The organism is Caballeronia sp. AZ1_KS37 (assembly GCF_023631165.1).
Taxonomy (GTDB): domain Bacteria; phylum Pseudomonadota; class Gammaproteobacteria; order Burkholderiales; family Burkholderiaceae; genus Caballeronia; species Caballeronia zhejiangensis.
This window is the reverse complement of record NZ_JALQDP010000012.1, coordinates 187,936-202,841: the sequence shown is the minus strand read 5'-3', so window position 1 is coordinate 202,841 and position 14,906 is coordinate 187,936. Positions and strand designations below refer to the sequence as shown.

At 63.7% G+C, this 14,906-nt stretch carries 14 protein-coding genes and 2 tRNA genes; 8 read left to right on the top strand and 8 right to left on the bottom strand.

The features are described 5' to 3' along the window. Nucleotides 1-663: 663 nt before the first annotated feature. Nucleotides 664-2,727, bottom strand: coding sequence for a polyphosphate kinase 1 (ppk1, locus tag NCS00_RS09855; protein ID WP_008342026.1), 2,064 nt, complete (start codon nt 2,725-2,727; stop codon nt 664-666). Between the two features lie 253 nt (nt 2,728-2,980). Here ppk1 and ppx point away from each other — a divergent pair, with 253 nt between their 5' ends. Continuing rightward, a complete protein-coding gene (ppx, locus tag NCS00_RS09850; RefSeq protein ID WP_008342024.1) occupies nt 2,981-4,492 on the top strand; it encodes an exopolyphosphatase in 1,512 nt (503 codons plus the stop codon). Nucleotides 4,493-4,556: 64 nt separating this feature from the next. Here the strand turns inward: ppx and NCS00_RS09845 are convergent, their stop codons facing one another. Beyond that, nucleotides 4,557-5,381: a GNAT family N-acetyltransferase gene (locus tag NCS00_RS09845; protein WP_008342022.1), complete on the bottom strand. Its 825-nt coding sequence runs from the start codon at nt 5,379-5,381 to the stop codon at nt 4,557-4,559. 121 nt (nt 5,382-5,502) lie between these two features. Continuing rightward, the gene (locus NCS00_RS09840; RefSeq protein WP_034474269.1) at nt 5,503-5,970 is read right to left on the bottom strand and encodes a SixA phosphatase family protein; all 468 of its coding nucleotides are present in this window, start codon (nt 5,968-5,970) and stop codon (nt 5,503-5,505) included. 106 nt (nt 5,971-6,076) lie between these two features. On the opposite strand from NCS00_RS09840, the gene NCS00_RS09835 reads away from it, so the two are divergent. The 3 genes from NCS00_RS09835 (at nt 6,077) to NCS00_RS09825 (ending at nt 6,805) form a co-directional block, all read left to right on the top strand. Then, nucleotides 6,077-6,153, top strand: a tRNA-Pro gene (locus NCS00_RS09835). Nucleotides 6,154-6,224: 71 nt separating this feature from the next. Further along, entirely contained in the window at nt 6,225-6,395 is a 171-nt protein-coding gene (locus tag NCS00_RS09830; protein WP_167561874.1) for a hypothetical protein, read from the top strand. A 146-nt stretch (nt 6,396-6,541) separates the two neighbouring features. Then, nucleotides 6,542-6,805 carry a hypothetical protein gene (locus tag NCS00_RS09825; RefSeq protein WP_250439996.1) on the top strand — a complete coding sequence of 88 codons (264 nt, stop codon included), beginning with the start codon at nt 6,542-6,544 and terminating at the stop codon, nt 6,803-6,805. A 6-nt stretch (nt 6,806-6,811) separates the two neighbouring features. Here the strand turns inward: NCS00_RS09825 and NCS00_RS09820 are convergent, their stop codons facing one another. The 3 genes from NCS00_RS09820 to NCS00_RS09810 form a co-directional block, all read right to left on the bottom strand. Continuing rightward, nucleotides 6,812-7,132 (bottom strand): hypothetical protein, encoded by a 321-nt coding sequence (locus NCS00_RS09820; RefSeq protein WP_008342014.1) that lies wholly within the window; start codon nt 7,130-7,132, stop codon nt 6,812-6,814. 28 nt (nt 7,133-7,160) lie between these two features. Continuing rightward, a complete protein-coding gene (locus NCS00_RS09815) occupies nt 7,161-7,853 on the bottom strand; it encodes a peptidoglycan DD-metalloendopeptidase family protein (RefSeq protein ID WP_250439995.1) in 693 nt (230 codons plus the stop codon). Nucleotides 7,854-7,964: 111 nt separating this feature from the next. After that, complete coding sequence (locus tag NCS00_RS09810; RefSeq protein WP_250439993.1) at nt 7,965-8,867, bottom strand: aldose epimerase family protein; 903 nt, start codon at nt 8,865-8,867, stop codon at nt 7,965-7,967. A gap of 568 nt (nt 8,868-9,435) precedes the next feature. On the opposite strand from NCS00_RS09810, the gene NCS00_RS09805 reads away from it, so the two are divergent. The 3 genes from NCS00_RS09805 to NCS00_RS09795 all read left to right on the top strand — a co-directional run bounded on the left by NCS00_RS09805 (nt 9,436) and on the right by NCS00_RS09795 (nt 11,203). Beyond that, nucleotides 9,436-10,266, top strand: coding sequence for an undecaprenyl-diphosphate phosphatase (locus NCS00_RS09805; RefSeq protein WP_008342009.1), 831 nt, complete (start codon nt 9,436-9,438; stop codon nt 10,264-10,266). A gap of 118 nt (nt 10,267-10,384) precedes the next feature. Then, nucleotides 10,385-10,461, top strand: a tRNA-Arg gene (locus NCS00_RS09800). A 286-nt stretch (nt 10,462-10,747) separates the two neighbouring features. Then, on the top strand, nt 10,748-11,203 hold the full coding sequence (locus NCS00_RS09795; protein WP_063828766.1) for a response regulator: 456 nt from the start codon (nt 10,748-10,750) through the stop codon (nt 11,201-11,203). Here the strand turns inward: NCS00_RS09795 and NCS00_RS09790 are convergent. Beyond that, nucleotides 11,103-12,395, bottom strand: a complete 1,293-nt coding sequence (locus tag NCS00_RS09790; protein ID WP_250439992.1) for a cyanate transporter — start codon at nt 12,393-12,395, stop codon at nt 11,103-11,105. The genes NCS00_RS09795 and NCS00_RS09790 overlap by 101 nt on opposite strands. 141 nt (nt 12,396-12,536) lie before the next feature. Between NCS00_RS09790 and NCS00_RS09785 the strand changes: the two genes are divergently transcribed. Next, a complete protein-coding gene (locus NCS00_RS09785; protein ID WP_239295557.1) occupies nt 12,537-13,238 on the top strand; it encodes a GntR family transcriptional regulator in 702 nt (233 codons plus the stop codon). A gap of 69 nt (nt 13,239-13,307) precedes the next feature. Here the strand turns inward: NCS00_RS09785 and NCS00_RS09780 are convergent, their stop codons facing one another. Next, nucleotides 13,308-14,879: an acid phosphatase gene (locus NCS00_RS09780; RefSeq protein ID WP_250439991.1), complete on the bottom strand. Its 1,572-nt coding sequence runs from the start codon at nt 14,877-14,879 to the stop codon at nt 13,308-13,310. Between the last annotated feature and the right edge of the window lie 27 nt (nt 14,880-14,906).

Sequence of the window (14,906 nt, the reverse complement as noted above, 5' to 3'; positions counted from 1 at the left end):
GGACGCCAGATTCAATATACAAGTAACCAAAGAAAGCAGCTTCCGATACGCCCGCGGTCACACGCAATTTGGGTAGTCCTCTCGTCACAGGCGGCACTCGCCTAAAGAGTGCCCTCAAACACCTAATCGGGCTTGGCTCGCGCACGGTCTGCCGCCCGAAGGTGTTGAGGACACTGGTTCAGCACGAAATAGCATCGGCCCAGCGCTACGCGCTGCCGCCGGGTCTACAAGGGAAACCAACGATTCGCTGGCGCAACGCGATTGAAGCGTTAGCGAGAAAGCGCGCGCGGACCCGCTTCACCCGTCGGCCGCGAAGCGGGCTGGAGCTATTTGGTGCTGAACCAGTTGGCTGTGTGGTGCGATGTGGCAGACCGTACGCGAGCCAAGCCCGGTGATTGTGATGAGGGCACTCGTTAGGCGAGTGCCACCTAGGACGAGAGAACTACCCAAATTGCGCGTGACCGCGGGCGTATCAGTAGCTGCTTTCTTTGGTTACTTTCTTTGCAGCAGCAAAGAAAGTGACTGCCGCCCCGCACAGGGGCAGTGCTAATAGACCGACACGAACGCAGGATTCCACGAAAGCGGAAGCGAACAAGCACAAAGCCCGACGCGAATACCGAATCCAGCGAAGAAGAAAACACGCACGAAAAAGGGCAAAAAACATCAAGAACAAAACTTAGCCAGCAACCCTAACTGCGCGTTGCGAATAGACTTACCCGGACGGCGCTTCCGATAATGCCCATCGCTCTGCATGACCCAAGCCGATTGATTATCGCCAAGACAAACCGATAACCCTTCAGCAATAACCCGCCGCTTCAACCGCCTATCGCGAATTGGAAACGCCACTTCCACACGACGAAAGAAGTTGCGATCCATCCAGTCAGCGCTCGACAAAAACACATCTTCCCTGCCATTCGCATAGAAGTAAAAAATCCGATGATGCTCGAGAAAGCGCCCGACGACTGACCGAACCGTAATGTTCTCCGAAAGATCCTCGACGCCGGGCTTCAACGAACAAACCCCGCGCACGATCAGATCGATCTTCACGCCCGCATGCGAAGCCTCGTAAAGCGCGGCAATAACCGTAGGCTCGAGCAGAGCATTCATCTTCGCGACGATGCGCGCACGCCGTCCCGCCCGCGCATGCTCGGCCTCGGCGCGGATCGCATCGATCAGCTTCGCATGTAGCGTGAAAGGCGATTGCCATAACTGATGCAGCGGAATCTCTCCGCCAATGCCCGTCAGTTGCTGAAAGACGTGATGCACGTCCTCGCACATTTCCTGATCGGAAGTCATCAGACCGAAGTCGGTATAAAGACGCGCCGTGCGCGGATGATAGTTGCCCGTGCCCAAATGGGCATAACGCTTCAACACGAACTTGCCGCCTTGCGACACGCGCCGCACGATCAGCATCATCTTCGCGTGGCACTTATGGCCGACGACGCCATACACCACATGCGCGCCAACCGCTTCGAGCTGCGACGCCCAATTGATGTTCGTCTCTTCATCGAAGCGCGCGAGCAGTTCCACGACGACCGTCACTTCCTTGCCATTGCGCGCGGCCTGCATCAGCGCATCCATGAGCGGCGAATCGGTGCCCGTGCGATAAATCGTCTGTTTGATCGCGACGACCTGCGGATCCTTCGCGGCCTGAAGCAGCAGCTCCAGCACCGGCTGAAAACTCTCGTACGGATGATGCAAAAGGATATCGCCCTGATCGATCGCATCGAAAAGATTCGACGTGTTCACGATCGCCTTCGGCACCGACGGAATATGCGGCACGAACTTGAGATCGGGTCGATCGACCATCTCGGGCAACTGCATGAGCCGCACGAGATTCACCGGCCCGTTCACGCGATACAGATCGCGTTCGCTCAGCTGACCTTCGTCGAGCAGACGCCGCACGAGATGCGGCGGCGTTTCCGCCGACACTTCGAGACGCACCGCGTTGCCCAGATGCCGCGCCGGCAATTCGCCCTGCAGCGCGACGCGCAGATTGGTGATTTCGTCCTCATCGACGAAAAGCTCGCTGTTGCGCGTGATGCGAAACTGATTGCAACTGCGCACGACGAGATGCGGAAACAGCTCGTTCACGAAGTGCTGCATGAACGAACTCAGCAGCACGAAACCATGCGGATAGCCCGACAGCGCTTCGGGCATGCGAACGAGCCGCGGCAGCGCGCGCGGCGCCTGCACGATGCCCATCATCGCCTGACGGCCGAAGGCATCGGTGCCTTCCAGCTCGACGACGAAGTTCAGGCTCTTGTTCAGCACGCGCGGAAACGGATGCGCGGGATCGAGCCCGATAGGCGTCAGGACGGGGAGCAGTTCGTTGTAGAAGTAGTCGCGCGCCCATCCGGTCTGCTGTTCCGTCCAGTCCTCCGCGCCGTGAAAATAGATGCCTTCCATTTCGAGCGCCGGCAGCACGATGTCATGCAGCATCGAATATTGCTGGCGCACGAGCCGTTGCGCGCGCTCGGAGACGAGGTCGTAGACGTGCTGCAGCGACATGCCATCCGGCGAGAGCGAGCCGGGGTTGTCGCGCATCTGCTCTTGCAGACCCGCCATACGGACTTCGAAGAATTCGTCGAGATTGCTGCTGGTGATGCAGATGAAACGCAGGCGTTCCAACAGGGGAACCGTCGTATCGGCGGCTTGCGCGAGGACGCGCTCGTTGAAACCTAGTATGCCCAGTTCGCGGTTGAAGAGCGGATAGCGTATGGACATCGGAGGGAGGGAAGGTGTCTCGATCAGATGGGCAAGGGAACTCTCGGATGCTCTCACAGTATGATGTATTTTTTATGACATAACGGATGTCACAAATTCTACTCACATTGCGGATAGCGTTGCCAGCGCAAACGCGCGGTTCCGAACGGGACGGCAAGGCCCGCTCGCCAACCCGGCATAGAATAGAATTCGTGCGCTGCAGCAGCGCCGCTGTGACAGTGCTTCCCCCCACTTCACGATTTCTGGATATCCGATGGTCACACATCCCCATCTACTTGCCGCGGTCGACCTCGGATCGAACAGTTTCCGGTTGATCGTCGGACGGGTCGAGGAAACGCCCGCCGGCAGCCAGATCTATCAGGTCGACGCGCTGCGCGAGCCCGTACGTCTCGGCGGCGGCCTCTCCAAGGACAAGATGCTCGACCGCGCATCGCAGGTGCGCGGCTGGGACGCGCTGAAGCGCTTCGGCGAACGTCTGCGCGATTTCCATCCCGACCAGGTGCGCGCCGTCGCCACCAACACGCTGCGCGTCGCGAAAAACGCGCCCGACTTTCTCGCCGAGGCGGAAGCCGCGCTCGGGTTTCCGATCGAAGTCATCGCCGGGCGCGAGGAAGCGCGCCTCATCTACGCGGGCGCCGCGCATTCGGTGCCGGCGAGCGCGGGCAAGCGGCTCGTGGTCGATATCGGCGGCGGCTCGACGGAATTCATCATCGGATCGCATTACACGCCGATCCACATGGAAAGCCTCTATATCGGCTGCGTGAGCCATAGCCGCCAGTTTTTCCCGGCCGGCAACGTCGACGAATACACGATGCGGCAGGCCGAACTCGCCGCCAAACGCGAGATCCAGATCATTTCGAGCGAATACAAGGGCACCGGCTGGGATCAGGCGATCGGCTCGTCGGGCACGGCGCGCGCGCTCGCGGAACTGATCGAGGCGAACGGCTTCAACGACGAAGGCATCACGCACGGCATCTCGCGCGGCGGGCTGGAGAAGCTCAAGCGCGCGCTCATCAAGGCCGAGAACGTGAACCGGCTGAAACTCGTCGCGTTGAAGCCCGATCGCGTGCCGGTGCTGGCGGGCGGGCTGTCGATCATGCTCGGCGTGTTCGAGGAACTGGGCATCGACTATGCCGATACGACCGATGCCGCGCTGCGCCTCGGCGTGCTCTACGACCTGCTCGGACGCTCGCAGCATCAGGACATGCGGACGGTGACGGTCGAAGGCTTCAAGCGCCGTTATGGCGTCGATGCCGCGCAGGCGGAGCGCATCGGCGAACTGGCGATCAGCTTCTACGACCAGCTCGGCGAACCCGACGAAGACGTGCGCGAGGAGAACCGCATGTTCCTCGCGTGGGCCGCGTCGCTGCACGAGATCGGACTGTCGATCGCGCACAGTGCGTATCACAAGCATTCGGCGTATATCGCGAGCAACGCCGACATGCCGGGGTTTTCCCGCACCGATCAGGCGCGTCTCGCCGCGCTCGTGCTCGGCCACGCCGGCAAGCTCGGCAAGCTCGCGCAGGCGCGCGACGTCGAATGGACGCTGCTGTTTTGCCTGCGGCTCGCCGCGCTGCTGTCGCGCCGGCGCACGGATGTCGGGCTGCCCGGCATCGAAGTGAGGCAGGCGAGTGGCGGTTTCGAAGTGCATCTGCCGAACGAGTGGGTGGCGAACAATCCGCTCACCGACTACAGCCTCGTTCAGGAAGCGATGGAATGGGAGAAGATCGGGCGGCCGTATCGCGTGGTCTATACGGGCGACTGATTTTCGCGTCGTGAGAAAAGCGAAGGCCCCGTCGAGTCGACGGGGCCTTTTGCGTTTCAGGGCTTCAACGTCCCTGCATGTCGCCGATGAAATGCCGCGCGTAACGAGCGTTGATATCGGACAGACGGAAGAGCGTGAGGAAGTCGGCGGTGTTGAAATCCGGATCCCATGCCGGCGCGCCGCAAATCCTCGCGCCGAGCCGCAGATAACCCTTCACGAGCGGCGGCGGGCTCACGTTCGCGCCGGTGCGCAACTCCTCGACGGGCAGCGGCGTGTGCGGGAACGCGCGGTACTCAGGGGCGGTGAGCGCATCGGCGGGTAGCGACGTGTAGAGATTCGCGGCGTAATGACCGCCGTCGATCATGCCGACGCTCGCGCAGCCGAGCATCGTCTCATAGCCGTTTTGCATCATGTACGCGGCGAGGCCGCCCCACAGCGACATGATCACCGCGCCGTTGCGATAATCCGGATGCACGCACGAGCGTCCTACTTCGACGAGCTTCGGGCGCAGGTGCGTGAGGCGCGACACGTCGAATTCGCTTTCAGCGTAGAGACGCCCGATGCGCGCCGCCTGATGCGGCGGCAGCACGCGATACGTGCCCACGACCTGCAGCGTGTCGAGATCGCGCACGAGCAGGTGATCGCAATAGGCGTCGAAGGCGTCGACGTCGAGCCCTGCGGGGCCGGACAGACGCGCGCCCATTTCCTCCGAGAACACGCGAAAGCGCAGGCGCTGCGCGTCGCGCAGGGCGTCGTCGTCGCGCGCCCACGCGACTTGCAGGCGCTCGCGGCCCGTGTTCGTTTCCGACGTGCGCGGAAGGTGGCGGCGCGAATCGAGCGAGAGCGATGACGCTCCGAGTTGCAGGAAAGGCGTCGGCAGTTCTTGCATTGGCGTTCCTCGACAGGACGTTGCTGTGGCTTCAAGTCCTCGCCAATGTAGTAATGCACAGTGACGCTCGCATGGCATCGCAATGACGTTTCGATGAAACGACATCCGCATGAACGCGAGCTTACGACGCCTGAAGCAGGTCCGGATTGATGACCGCGCGCAGCACGCTTTGCCCGTCGCCGCCGCGCGTGCGCGACTGGAGCCACCAGATGCCCGACTTCTTGATCGACCAATCCGCTTCGTGGCCCGTCATGAGGAGCGCGGCCACCCGGCCGAGCGTCGGCTGATGCCCGATGACGACGACCGTCTCCGCAATGCCGTCCGGCCAGCCCGCCGCATCGAGCACGGCCTGCGCGCCGTTGCCGGGCGCGAGCGCGTCGACGACGCGATAGCGGTCGCCGAAGGCTTCGGCCGTCTGGATCGTGCGCGTCGCGGGACTGGCGAGCAGCACGGCGTCATCGTCGATGCGCGCCTTCAGCCACTTTGCGATGCCTTGCGCCTGTTTGCGCCCGCGCGGCGTGAGCTGCCGCGCGAGATCGCTCGACGCCTGATCTTCTGCTTCGGCGTGTCGCCAGAGAATGAGGTTCATCGATTGTCTCCGGATGATGAGGTTCGCTTTCGGATGCAGCAGAAAGTTGCGTGCCTGAGTTCGGCATTGCGGACGCGGGTCAGGCACGCTACAATCTGCGGCTCGTCGGAGCGTAGCGCAGCCTGGTAGCGCATCTGATTTGGGATCAGAGGGTCGAAGGTTCGAATCCTTTCGCTCCGACCACGATACACGAAGGGGTTACAAGTTACGGCTTGTAACCCCTTTGTCTTTTCTACGCTCTTCCAGGAGTCTCAATGCGCGCTGTTTCCGCCTTCGCTTGCGCCGTTTTCTTCACGCTCGGTCTCGCCGCCTGTGCGGAGTCTGGCCATCAAAAGCACGAACCGAAAGATCCGCCCGACTACAAGGGCGTGCCGACGGACATGACGCCGCCGTCGATGATCTCCGATCCTGCCAAGCCTCAGTAAGCCCCGCAAAGACGAAGCCCCGATGCGGGCGCACCGGGGCTTCTGACCCGCGCCAACCGTTCGCGCGGAGATACGGCACGGGCTGCCGCCAGTCTAGGAATTCGAGCGCGTCACGGCTGTATGCGCTTGTTTCCGTGCGTAACGGGATGCAAGGCGCGCCTCGTGCAGGGATGCAAGAAACCGTAATGCGTAACCCTTTCCGTTTCGGCGATTTCGGCGGGATTCATCCAACGAAACTTTTGCCGCTCGGGTATCATCGCCCGAACTTGTTGCAAAATGTATCTGTCATGGATCTGCTCTGGATTTTTGCTGCTGTCGCGCCGCTCGCCGTCGCTTCGCTCGTGGCGTTTGCCGCGCATATCGATCCGTTGTCGGGGCATTGGCGCACGTGGGCGCCGAAAGACCGCTGACGGGCGTTACTGCTTGCAGCGGATCACCATCGAACGGTTCTTGATGTTCGCGCCGAAGATCCCGCCCACCGTGCCGCCTGCGGTCGCGCCGTTGTCGGCATCCTTCGAAATCACGTCGTAACCATACGCGCCGCACGTTTCACCCGCCTGCTTGTAGCAGGCCGCCCAGCTCGTCGCCGCGTCGCCGCCGCTGCAGTTGATCGCGAAGCCCGTGTCGCCCGAAGGCAGATAGGTCATCGTCGGGCCGCTCGCGCAGCCGGCCAGCGCGCCGGTGAGCGCGAGAGCCGCGCCGAGCGCGGCAGTGTTGATCCTCATCGTCAATCTCATCGATCTTCCTTAAAGCGGCCGCCGGCTGTCAGCGCGGCGGCAGATAGCGCGCCGGGTCCGTCGAGCGGCCCATGTAGCGCACTTCGAAATGCAGCATCGTGCGATTGCTGTCGGTGTCGCCCATTTCGGCGATTTGCTGGCCCTGCTGCACGGTCTGGCCTTCCTTCACCAGAAGCACGCGATTGTGGGCGTAGGCGGTCAGATAATCGTCGTCATGCTTGACGATCAGCATGTTGCCGTAGCCGCGCAGACCGTTGCCGGCGTAGACGACATTGCCGCTCGCGGCGGCGACGACGGGCGTGCCCGCCACATTGGCGATGTCGATGCCCTTCGAGTTCTTGCCGTCGAAGCTGCGAACGACGCTGCCCTGCGCCGGCCACACGAGCGTGACGCCCGGTCCGGCCTTGCTCTGCGAGGACGCCTGCGCGCCGGCTTCGCTCTTCGTGCTGCCCGTTGCCGCCGCACCCGATGAATCCGCGGTGCTCGCGCTGCTCGCAGGCGGCGCGATACGCAGCACCTGTCCGACCTCGATGGCGTCGGGATTCGCGAGCCCGTTCCAGCGCTTGATGTTCGCGATCGTCGTGCGATTCTCGCGCGCGATTTTGGAAACCGTGTCTCCACGCTCTACACGATAGAAACCCGGCGCGACCGGCCCCGTTCCACAAGCGGCCAACACTGCGATGAGCGATGCGCAGACGAGCCGTCGAATTGTTTTTTGCAAACCTGACCTCGCAAAGCATCGCCGCGAGCAGTGCGTGCACAGCCGCGCGGCGAATCGAAAGGCAGGATTTTACCGTCTCGGGTTTCCCCGGACAGAATGACGCCGCTTCGCCTACGACTGCTCGCCGACGACGAGCCGCAGCGAAGCCGTCTCCGTCTTGCCCGGCGCGAGCCAGCGCAGGCCGCGCCCGTTGTGGATGGCATCGGGCAGGCCGATCCACGGTTCGACGCAATAGAAGTCCGATGCGTCGGATTCGGTCCAGGTCGTGACCGCGTACCACGGCACGGAATCGGGCTGCTGCAACTCGAAGGCGATCGTGCGCTTGAGGCCCGGCAGATTCAACAGCACCGGTTCGTCGGACTGCCGCGTGAGGCAATGAAACGTATCGACGATGCCCGGATCGGCGAGCGAATAACGCGGCAGGCCGGGCTCGGCTTCGGTGATCGAGCCGTCCGGAAGCTGACGGCGCCGTTCGGTATGCGGCAGCGCGACGCTGCTCTCGCCGCGCTGGCCGTGCGGCAGATGAAAATAGAAGTGATGCCCGGCGTAGTAGGGCAGCGCGACCTCGCCCGGATTCGACGTCGTCAGCTCGACTTCGAGCGTATGGCCGTCGACGATGCGGTACGCCGCCTCGAAGCGGAACGCGAACGGATAGCCGTCGCGGGTGGCGTCGCTGTCGACGAGCGTCATGCGCAGGCCGTGGCCGTCGGCGTCGCGCGTGTGGGAAAAGGGCAGGTTGCGCGCGAAGCCGTGCGTCGGCAGCGCATGCACGATGCCTTCCGGATCGCGCCACTTGCCGATTTCGCCATCGACGAAATGCCGTCCGAGAAACGGAAAGAGCAGCGGATTGCCGCCGCGGATCTTCGCGGGATTGGACCAGTCGGCGGCGTCGGGCCAGTGCACGACGGGCTTGCCGCCGACGCGCCAGGTCATGAGGCGTCCGCCCGCGTGCGGCGCGAGCTGGATGGCGGCGCCGTCGCGCTCGATTTCGATGATGTCGGATTCCGGTGACATGATGGCAGGCGCTCCGTTGGATGGCGAGACGCCGCGCACGCTCCTGAGCGACGCGGCTTAACCCGACGATTCTGCCTTGGAATTCTGTCCGGAAAAACCCTTTGCGGGAAATTGCGACTAAGCAAGGCTTATGCAATATGTTGTTATATGCTCCCTGTGTTGGGAATCAGACGGACAAGGAGTAACCATGGATCTGGCGATGGCAATGGGCGTCGCGATGTTCGGGCTCTTCGGGGCAAGCACGGCGCTTTTCCTCTACAAGCTGAAGGCCTGACGGGCGATCGCCGAATTGCGAGTCCGCGTCCCGTTCGGAGGCGCGCTCGCTTTCGTATTGCCTGTCATCGACTTTCGATAATTCTTCGCTTTGCCGACGATTGACTGTCGGCGCAATTTGTGTGCGGTAAGCGCTTGGCGCTCGATTTAGCCGACGGCATAATCGGTCCCGTTTGCGCGCCGTATCGACTCATCCTTCCTGTTCCATTCCCTGTCCGGCATCTTTGGCTTCGCGTGACGCGAGGAATGGAACTGCACGGCGCGTCCTCCACCTTCCCCGAAAAAGGACCGACGCGTGACTTTGTGGTTTCTCGTTTTCTTAAGCGTGCTCCAGGGCGTAACCGAGCTCTTTCCTGTCAGCAGCCTCGGGCACACGCTCCTCGTTCCCGGCCTGATCGGCATGCACATCGACAAGCACGCGCCGCAACTGCTGCCGTTTCTCGTCGCGCTGCATCTGGGCACGGCCGTCGCGCTGCTCTGGTATTTCCGTGAACGCTGGATCGCGCTGATCCGCGGCTTCTTCGCGTCGCTCGGCGGACGCAAGAACGACGACGGGCACATGATGTGGGCGCTCATCATCGGCACGATTCCGACGGGCATCGTCGGCTTGCTGCTCGAGAAGCGGCTCGAGGCCATCTTTCACGATCTGCGGATCGTCGCGGCGGCGCTGATCGTCAACGGCGTGCTGCTGTGGCTCGGTGACCGTCTGCAGCGAAGCCGCGCGACGCGGGCGCCGGAAAAGCTCACGTTCAGGCAGGCGTTTCTGGTCGGGCTCGCGCAGATCGGCGCGCTGATTCCGGGCTTTTCGCGCAGCGGCCTGACGATGATCGCGGGCGTGGGCGCGGGTCTCACGGCTGAAGCGGCGGCGGAATTCTCGTTCCTGCTCGGCACGCCGATCATCTTCGCGGCGGGCGTGCTCGAATTGCCGAAGCTCTTTCACGCGCCGGGACAACTCGCCGATTCGGTGCTGGGCGGGGTGCTGACGGGCATCGCGGCGTATCTGAGCGTGCGCTTCCTGATGCGCTACTTCGAAGGCCACGGCAAGCTCGCGTCGTTCGGCGTGTATTGCGTGATCGCGGGAATCTTCTTTCTCGGCTGGTTCATGATGCATCCGCAGCCGATGTGACGAGCCGGGACAAGGGCAGCGGCGAATGAGGTAAAATCGCGATCTCTTCTGATTGGCGGCGGTTTTCGCGGTTGTCTCGCGTCTTACTCGCGTTGCTTCCGCCGCGCGCTCCGGTTCTCCGCCCTTAGCTCAGCTGGATAGAGCAACGGCCTTCTAAGCCGTAGGTCACACGTTCGAGTCGTGTAGGGCGGGCCAAACGGCCTGCACACAGGCAAAAGCCCAGTCTTCCTTCGGCTGGGCTTTTTGCTTTGCGCTCCGCGCAAAGCAAGCAGCGAGGCGCCATCGCCTGGCCCGCTTCCTGCCCGTCCTTCCCCCGCGTGCGCGCCCGATCCCCGCAACTCCGCGCCACACAACGCTTCACAAATTTAACCATCTCGTACAAGCAGACGTGCCGCCCATCGACGGTGCGCCGATGCGTCATCGTGGCGCGCGGTGCGCCACAACGGTGACGGTGCGTACCGCATCGTCGAAAGAGGGTGACTTGAACAATCGAGCATACGAAACCAGCCCGGCGCAATGCTCGCTATGGAATCGCAAGAAGCTGCGCCTGCAACCGGAATCGCGCCGCGTGCTGCTCGCGCTGCCGGAACGCGTGCTCGGCGCGTCGCTTGCGTCGCTGTTCGAGCTGAAGGGCTTTCCGGCGCAGCTTGCGGCGGATGTGTCATCGGCCAGAAACATCGTCGAGCAATGGCGTCCGCATGTGCTTTTTCTCGATACGCGCATCGGAGGTTCCGGCAACTACGCGCTGGTGCGGGCGCTGCGCGAAGCCGATGACGACGCCACTCGCCTCATCATCGCGATGAGCGGTTTCCTGCCCGAAGAGCCGATCGCGCATCTCAAGGAAGCGGGTTACGACGGGCATTGCCGCCGTCCGTGTCCCGTATGGCAGATGACCGATCTGCTCGACGAGTTCTTCGCCTGTCACGCGGTTCGCTGACCCGCGCGGACCGCATCGCGCGCGCATACCCGCGCGGGGCGAACACGACGTCGAGCGCGATCATCGCGACGAGGCTCGCGGCGAGCATCATCCACGACATCGAGAAGCCGCCGCTCACGTCGCGCACGATGCCCGCGACGACCGGCGCAATCGCCGCGATCACGAACCCCACGCCCTGCACGAACGCGACGAGCCGCGCGGCCAACGCGGGATCGTCGGCGTGATCGAGCGTCAGCACGAGCGAAAGGGCGAACACACCGCCAAGGCCCGCGCCGAGCAACGCGACGACGGCGAGCGGCGCGGCAAGCGGCGCCACTAGCAACAGCGCGAACCCCGCGAGTTGCGCGGCGAGGCCGAGCGCGATCCACGGACGACGATCCCTGCCGCGTCCGAAACGCGCCGCCGCCATCGGCAACAGCAGCGCGGACGACGCCTGGAACGCCGTGAGCATCGCCAGCAGCGCGCCGCTTTCGGTCACGCCGCGGCCGAGTTGCTGGTAATACGCGGGCATCCACGCGACGAGGCTCGTATAGCCGCCATTGACGAGCCCGAAGAAAATCCCGAGCGTCCACGCGCGACGATTGAGAAAGAGCGACGGCGCGGGCTTCGCGCGGCCCGTCGATGCGACGCGCGGCAACGCATCGGCGCGCATCAGCATCATCCAAGCCGCGAGCGCGATCAGCGCGGGAACAGCCCAGAACGCGAGTCCAGCCTGCCACGTCACGCGCGATGCGACCGCCGGCGTGATGCTCGCGCCGAGCCCGCCGCCCGCCATGATCGATGCGGAATAGAGGCCCATCGCGAAGGGCAGGCGCGCGGGAAAGCGCGTCTTCATCACGCCCGGCAAGAGCGCCTGAATGACGGCGACGCCCGTGCCCGCGATGGCCGCGCTCGCGACGAGCGCCACCGCGTTCCCCGCGACGAGGCGCGCCGCGCACGCCGCGACGATCGCGATGAGCCCGAGCGCCACGCCGCGCGCATTGCCGACCGAGCGTGACAGCGCGCTCGCGCCGAACGCGCACACGCCCATCGCGACGACGGGCAAGCCGGTCAGCATCGACGCCCCGCGAAAAGACAGTCCTGTCGCGTGCAAGATCACGCCCATCAGCGGACTGACGGACGTGAGCAGCGGCCGCAGATTCAGGCCGATCGCGACGATCACCGCGAGCCACGCGACGTTCGATGCTTTCATGTGACTCATCCTCGGTGCGAAATGGTTGACCATTCTATCTATTTTTGGTCAACCAAAAATACGACGAACCGAATAGGGCGCATTCGTACGCGGCGGTGCGCGCTCGCTACAATGCGATTCATCGCAAGCACGGCGGGCATCATGGCATCACGCAAGGACACTTCATCGAAGGACATTTCCGCGGACGAGCGCGTCTACGCGGCAATCGCGTCCGCGCTTTTGCAGGGCAAGCTCGCGCCCGGCGCGCAGCTCGTCGAGCGCGAGCTCGCCGCAGCCTTCGAGTGCACGCGCGGCACGATCCGCAAGGTGCTCGCGCGCCTCGGCGCGGAAGGCAAGCTCACGCTCGAAGCGAATCGCGGCGCGTTCGTGCCGTCGCCGACCGTCGACGACATCCGCGAGGTTTATCGCGCGCGGCAAGTGGTGGAGGCGGGCATCGTCGCATCGCTGTGCGGCGCGTTGAGCGTGAAGGCGTTGCGTGCGTTGCGCGCTCACGTCAAGGCCGAACAGCGCGCGCTGAAAGCGGGAAGCGTCGCGGAATGTGTGCGTCTCGCGGGCCACTTTCATGTGCTCCTCGCGGAACTCGCGGGCGCGCCGGAAGTGGAGGCGTTTCTCGCGAGGCTCGTCGCGAAGACCGAGCTCTACAAGGCGCTTTTCGATCCATCGAAGCTGTCGAACTGCTCATCCGATGAACACGCGCAACTCATCGACGCCCTCGAACAGGGCGATCTCGATGCCGCGCTAACTGCGATGCGTACGCACATCGACGAACTGGAAGCGCGTGTTCTCGCGCAAGCGGGCGCGTCGCGCACGAGCGATCTGGCGACGATCTTCGCGCTCGCGTGATCGTCGGCAAAAAGAAAGGGCCGCGGCTTCGAAAGCCGCGGCCCTTTCATTGTTGCGTGCGCGCGATGCTTACTGCGAGAAGTCGAGCGCGTTGGTCAGATCGCCCATCTTCGGCGCGCCGTTCGCCACCAGCGCGGCGTCGCGCGAGGCGAGGCCCGGCAGCGTCGGCAGGTTGAAGCGCTTCGTGATGAAGCGAAGGATCGACGTGGTGTCGTACTGCGTGTGATCGACGAAGCCCTTCTTCGCGTACGGCGAAATGATGAGCGCCGGAATGCGCGTGCCCGGACCCCAGCGATCGCCCTTCGGCGGCGCGACGTGATCCCAGAAGCCGCCGTTTTCGTCATACGTCACGACGACGACCATGTTCTTCCACTGCGGGCTCTTCTGCAAATGCGAGATCAGATCGGCGATGTGCTGGTCGCCCTGCGCGACGTCCGTGTAACCGGCGTGCTCGTTCAAGTTGCCCTGCGGCTTGTAGAACGCGACTTGCGGCAGCGTGCCCGCGTCGATCGCCTTGATGAACTCCGAACCGTTCGTGCCGCCGTCGAGCAAGTGTTGCGCGCGGTTTGCCGTACCGGGCGCGAGATCGGCGAAGTAGTTGAACGGCTGATGATGCGTCTGGAAGTCAGGCACGACGTTGACCGCGCCGTTGATGACCGAGCGGTTCGCGAGCGCCGCCGCCCACGAGCCGCCGTACCACGCCCAACTCACGCCCGCGCTGTTCAGCAGATCGCCGATGTGCTGCTGCGTCTGCGGCGGCAGCGTGTTGGCCTTGGTCGCATCGCCGAGCGCCGGATCGACTCCCGCGGGCGCCGGGTTGCCGCTCGGCTGATACGGCGGCTGCATCGTGTTGACGGCGTAGAAGTCGGGCGTGAGCGTGCCCGAGTTCACGAACTGCGCGTCCGCCGAGCCGGTGAGCGCCGAAGGCGGCGGATCCGTCTTGAGCTTCAGCGACACGCCATCGGCATTCACGGCCGAAATCGAGCCGGACGCGACGCTCTTGTCCGCGTTCGGATAGATCGGCGTGCAGGCGCAGACGAGCCACTGGTGATTCAGGAACGAGCCGCCGAACGCGCCCATGAAGAAGTTGTCCGCGAGCGTGTATTGCTGCGCGATCTTGTAGAGGGGCAGCTTGTCCGGCGGCGTGTCGTAGTGACCCATGACGAGCGCGCCCGAATCGCCCCACGCGGCGAACTTGTCGTTCTTGCCGCCGTCGATCTGCATCTGATTCTCGTAGAAGCGGTGATACAGATCGCGCGTCGTGACGTTCAGCTGGATGTTGAAGCCCTTCGGATCGTCGATGGCGAACGGCGCGTTCGGCAGATTCGTCGTCATCGCCGCGGTGATCGCGGGCGTCACGCCCGTCGCCGTCAGGCCGGTCCAGATCGTCGGCAATGTCGGCAGAACGCTGCCGTCGCGGTCGAGCTGCTGCGCGCTCGCCGCCGTTACGTTCTGCAGGCCGTTCGCGCCGGGGAAATGCCCGTACAGATTGTCGAAGCTGCGATTTTCCGCGTAGATCACGACGACGTTCTTCACCGAAGAAATATCGCTGCTGTCGTGATGGTCGTCGCCACCGCATGCGTAGAGGCCGAATGCGGCAGTGGCCACGATCGGCACCGCGCAAACGAGTTTCTTGTTCATTGAGGATCTCTCTTGTGTTGGGGACCG

What these genes read in the sequence shown, in the direction of transcription:
- NCS00_RS09810 (WP_250439993.1), bottom strand. Translation starts at nt 8,867, where the DNA reads ATGTCACCGGAATCCGACATCATCGAAATCGAGCGCGACGGCGCCGCC.
- NCS00_RS09780 (WP_250439991.1), bottom strand. Translation starts at nt 14,879, where the DNA reads ATGAACAAGAAACTCGTTTGCGCGGTGCCGATCGTGGCCACTGCCGCA.
- NCS00_RS09840 (WP_034474269.1), bottom strand. Translation starts at nt 5,970, where the DNA reads ATGAACCTCATTCTCTGGCGACACGCCGAAGCAGAAGATCAGGCGTCG.
- NCS00_RS09790 (WP_250439992.1), bottom strand. Translation starts at nt 12,395, where the DNA reads ATGAAAGCATCGAACGTCGCGTGGCTCGCGGTGATCGTCGCGATCGGC.
- ppk1 (WP_008342026.1), bottom strand. Translation starts at nt 2,727, where the DNA reads ATGTCCATACGCTATCCGCTCTTCAACCGCGAACTGGGCATACTAGGT.
- ppx (WP_008342024.1), top strand. Translation starts at nt 2,981, where the DNA reads ATGGTCACACATCCCCATCTACTTGCCGCGGTCGACCTCGGATCGAAC.
- NCS00_RS09820 (WP_008342014.1), bottom strand. Translation starts at nt 7,132, where the DNA reads ATGAGATTGACGATGAGGATCAACACTGCCGCGCTCGGCGCGGCTCTC.
- NCS00_RS09785 (WP_239295557.1), top strand. Translation starts at nt 12,537, where the DNA reads ATGGCATCACGCAAGGACACTTCATCGAAGGACATTTCCGCGGACGAG.
- NCS00_RS09825 (WP_250439996.1), top strand. Translation starts at nt 6,542, where the DNA reads ATGCAAGGCGCGCCTCGTGCAGGGATGCAAGAAACCGTAATGCGTAAC.
- NCS00_RS09845 (WP_008342022.1), bottom strand. Translation starts at nt 5,381, where the DNA reads ATGCAAGAACTGCCGACGCCTTTCCTGCAACTCGGAGCGTCATCGCTC.
- NCS00_RS09830 (WP_167561874.1), top strand. Translation starts at nt 6,225, where the DNA reads ATGCGCGCTGTTTCCGCCTTCGCTTGCGCCGTTTTCTTCACGCTCGGT.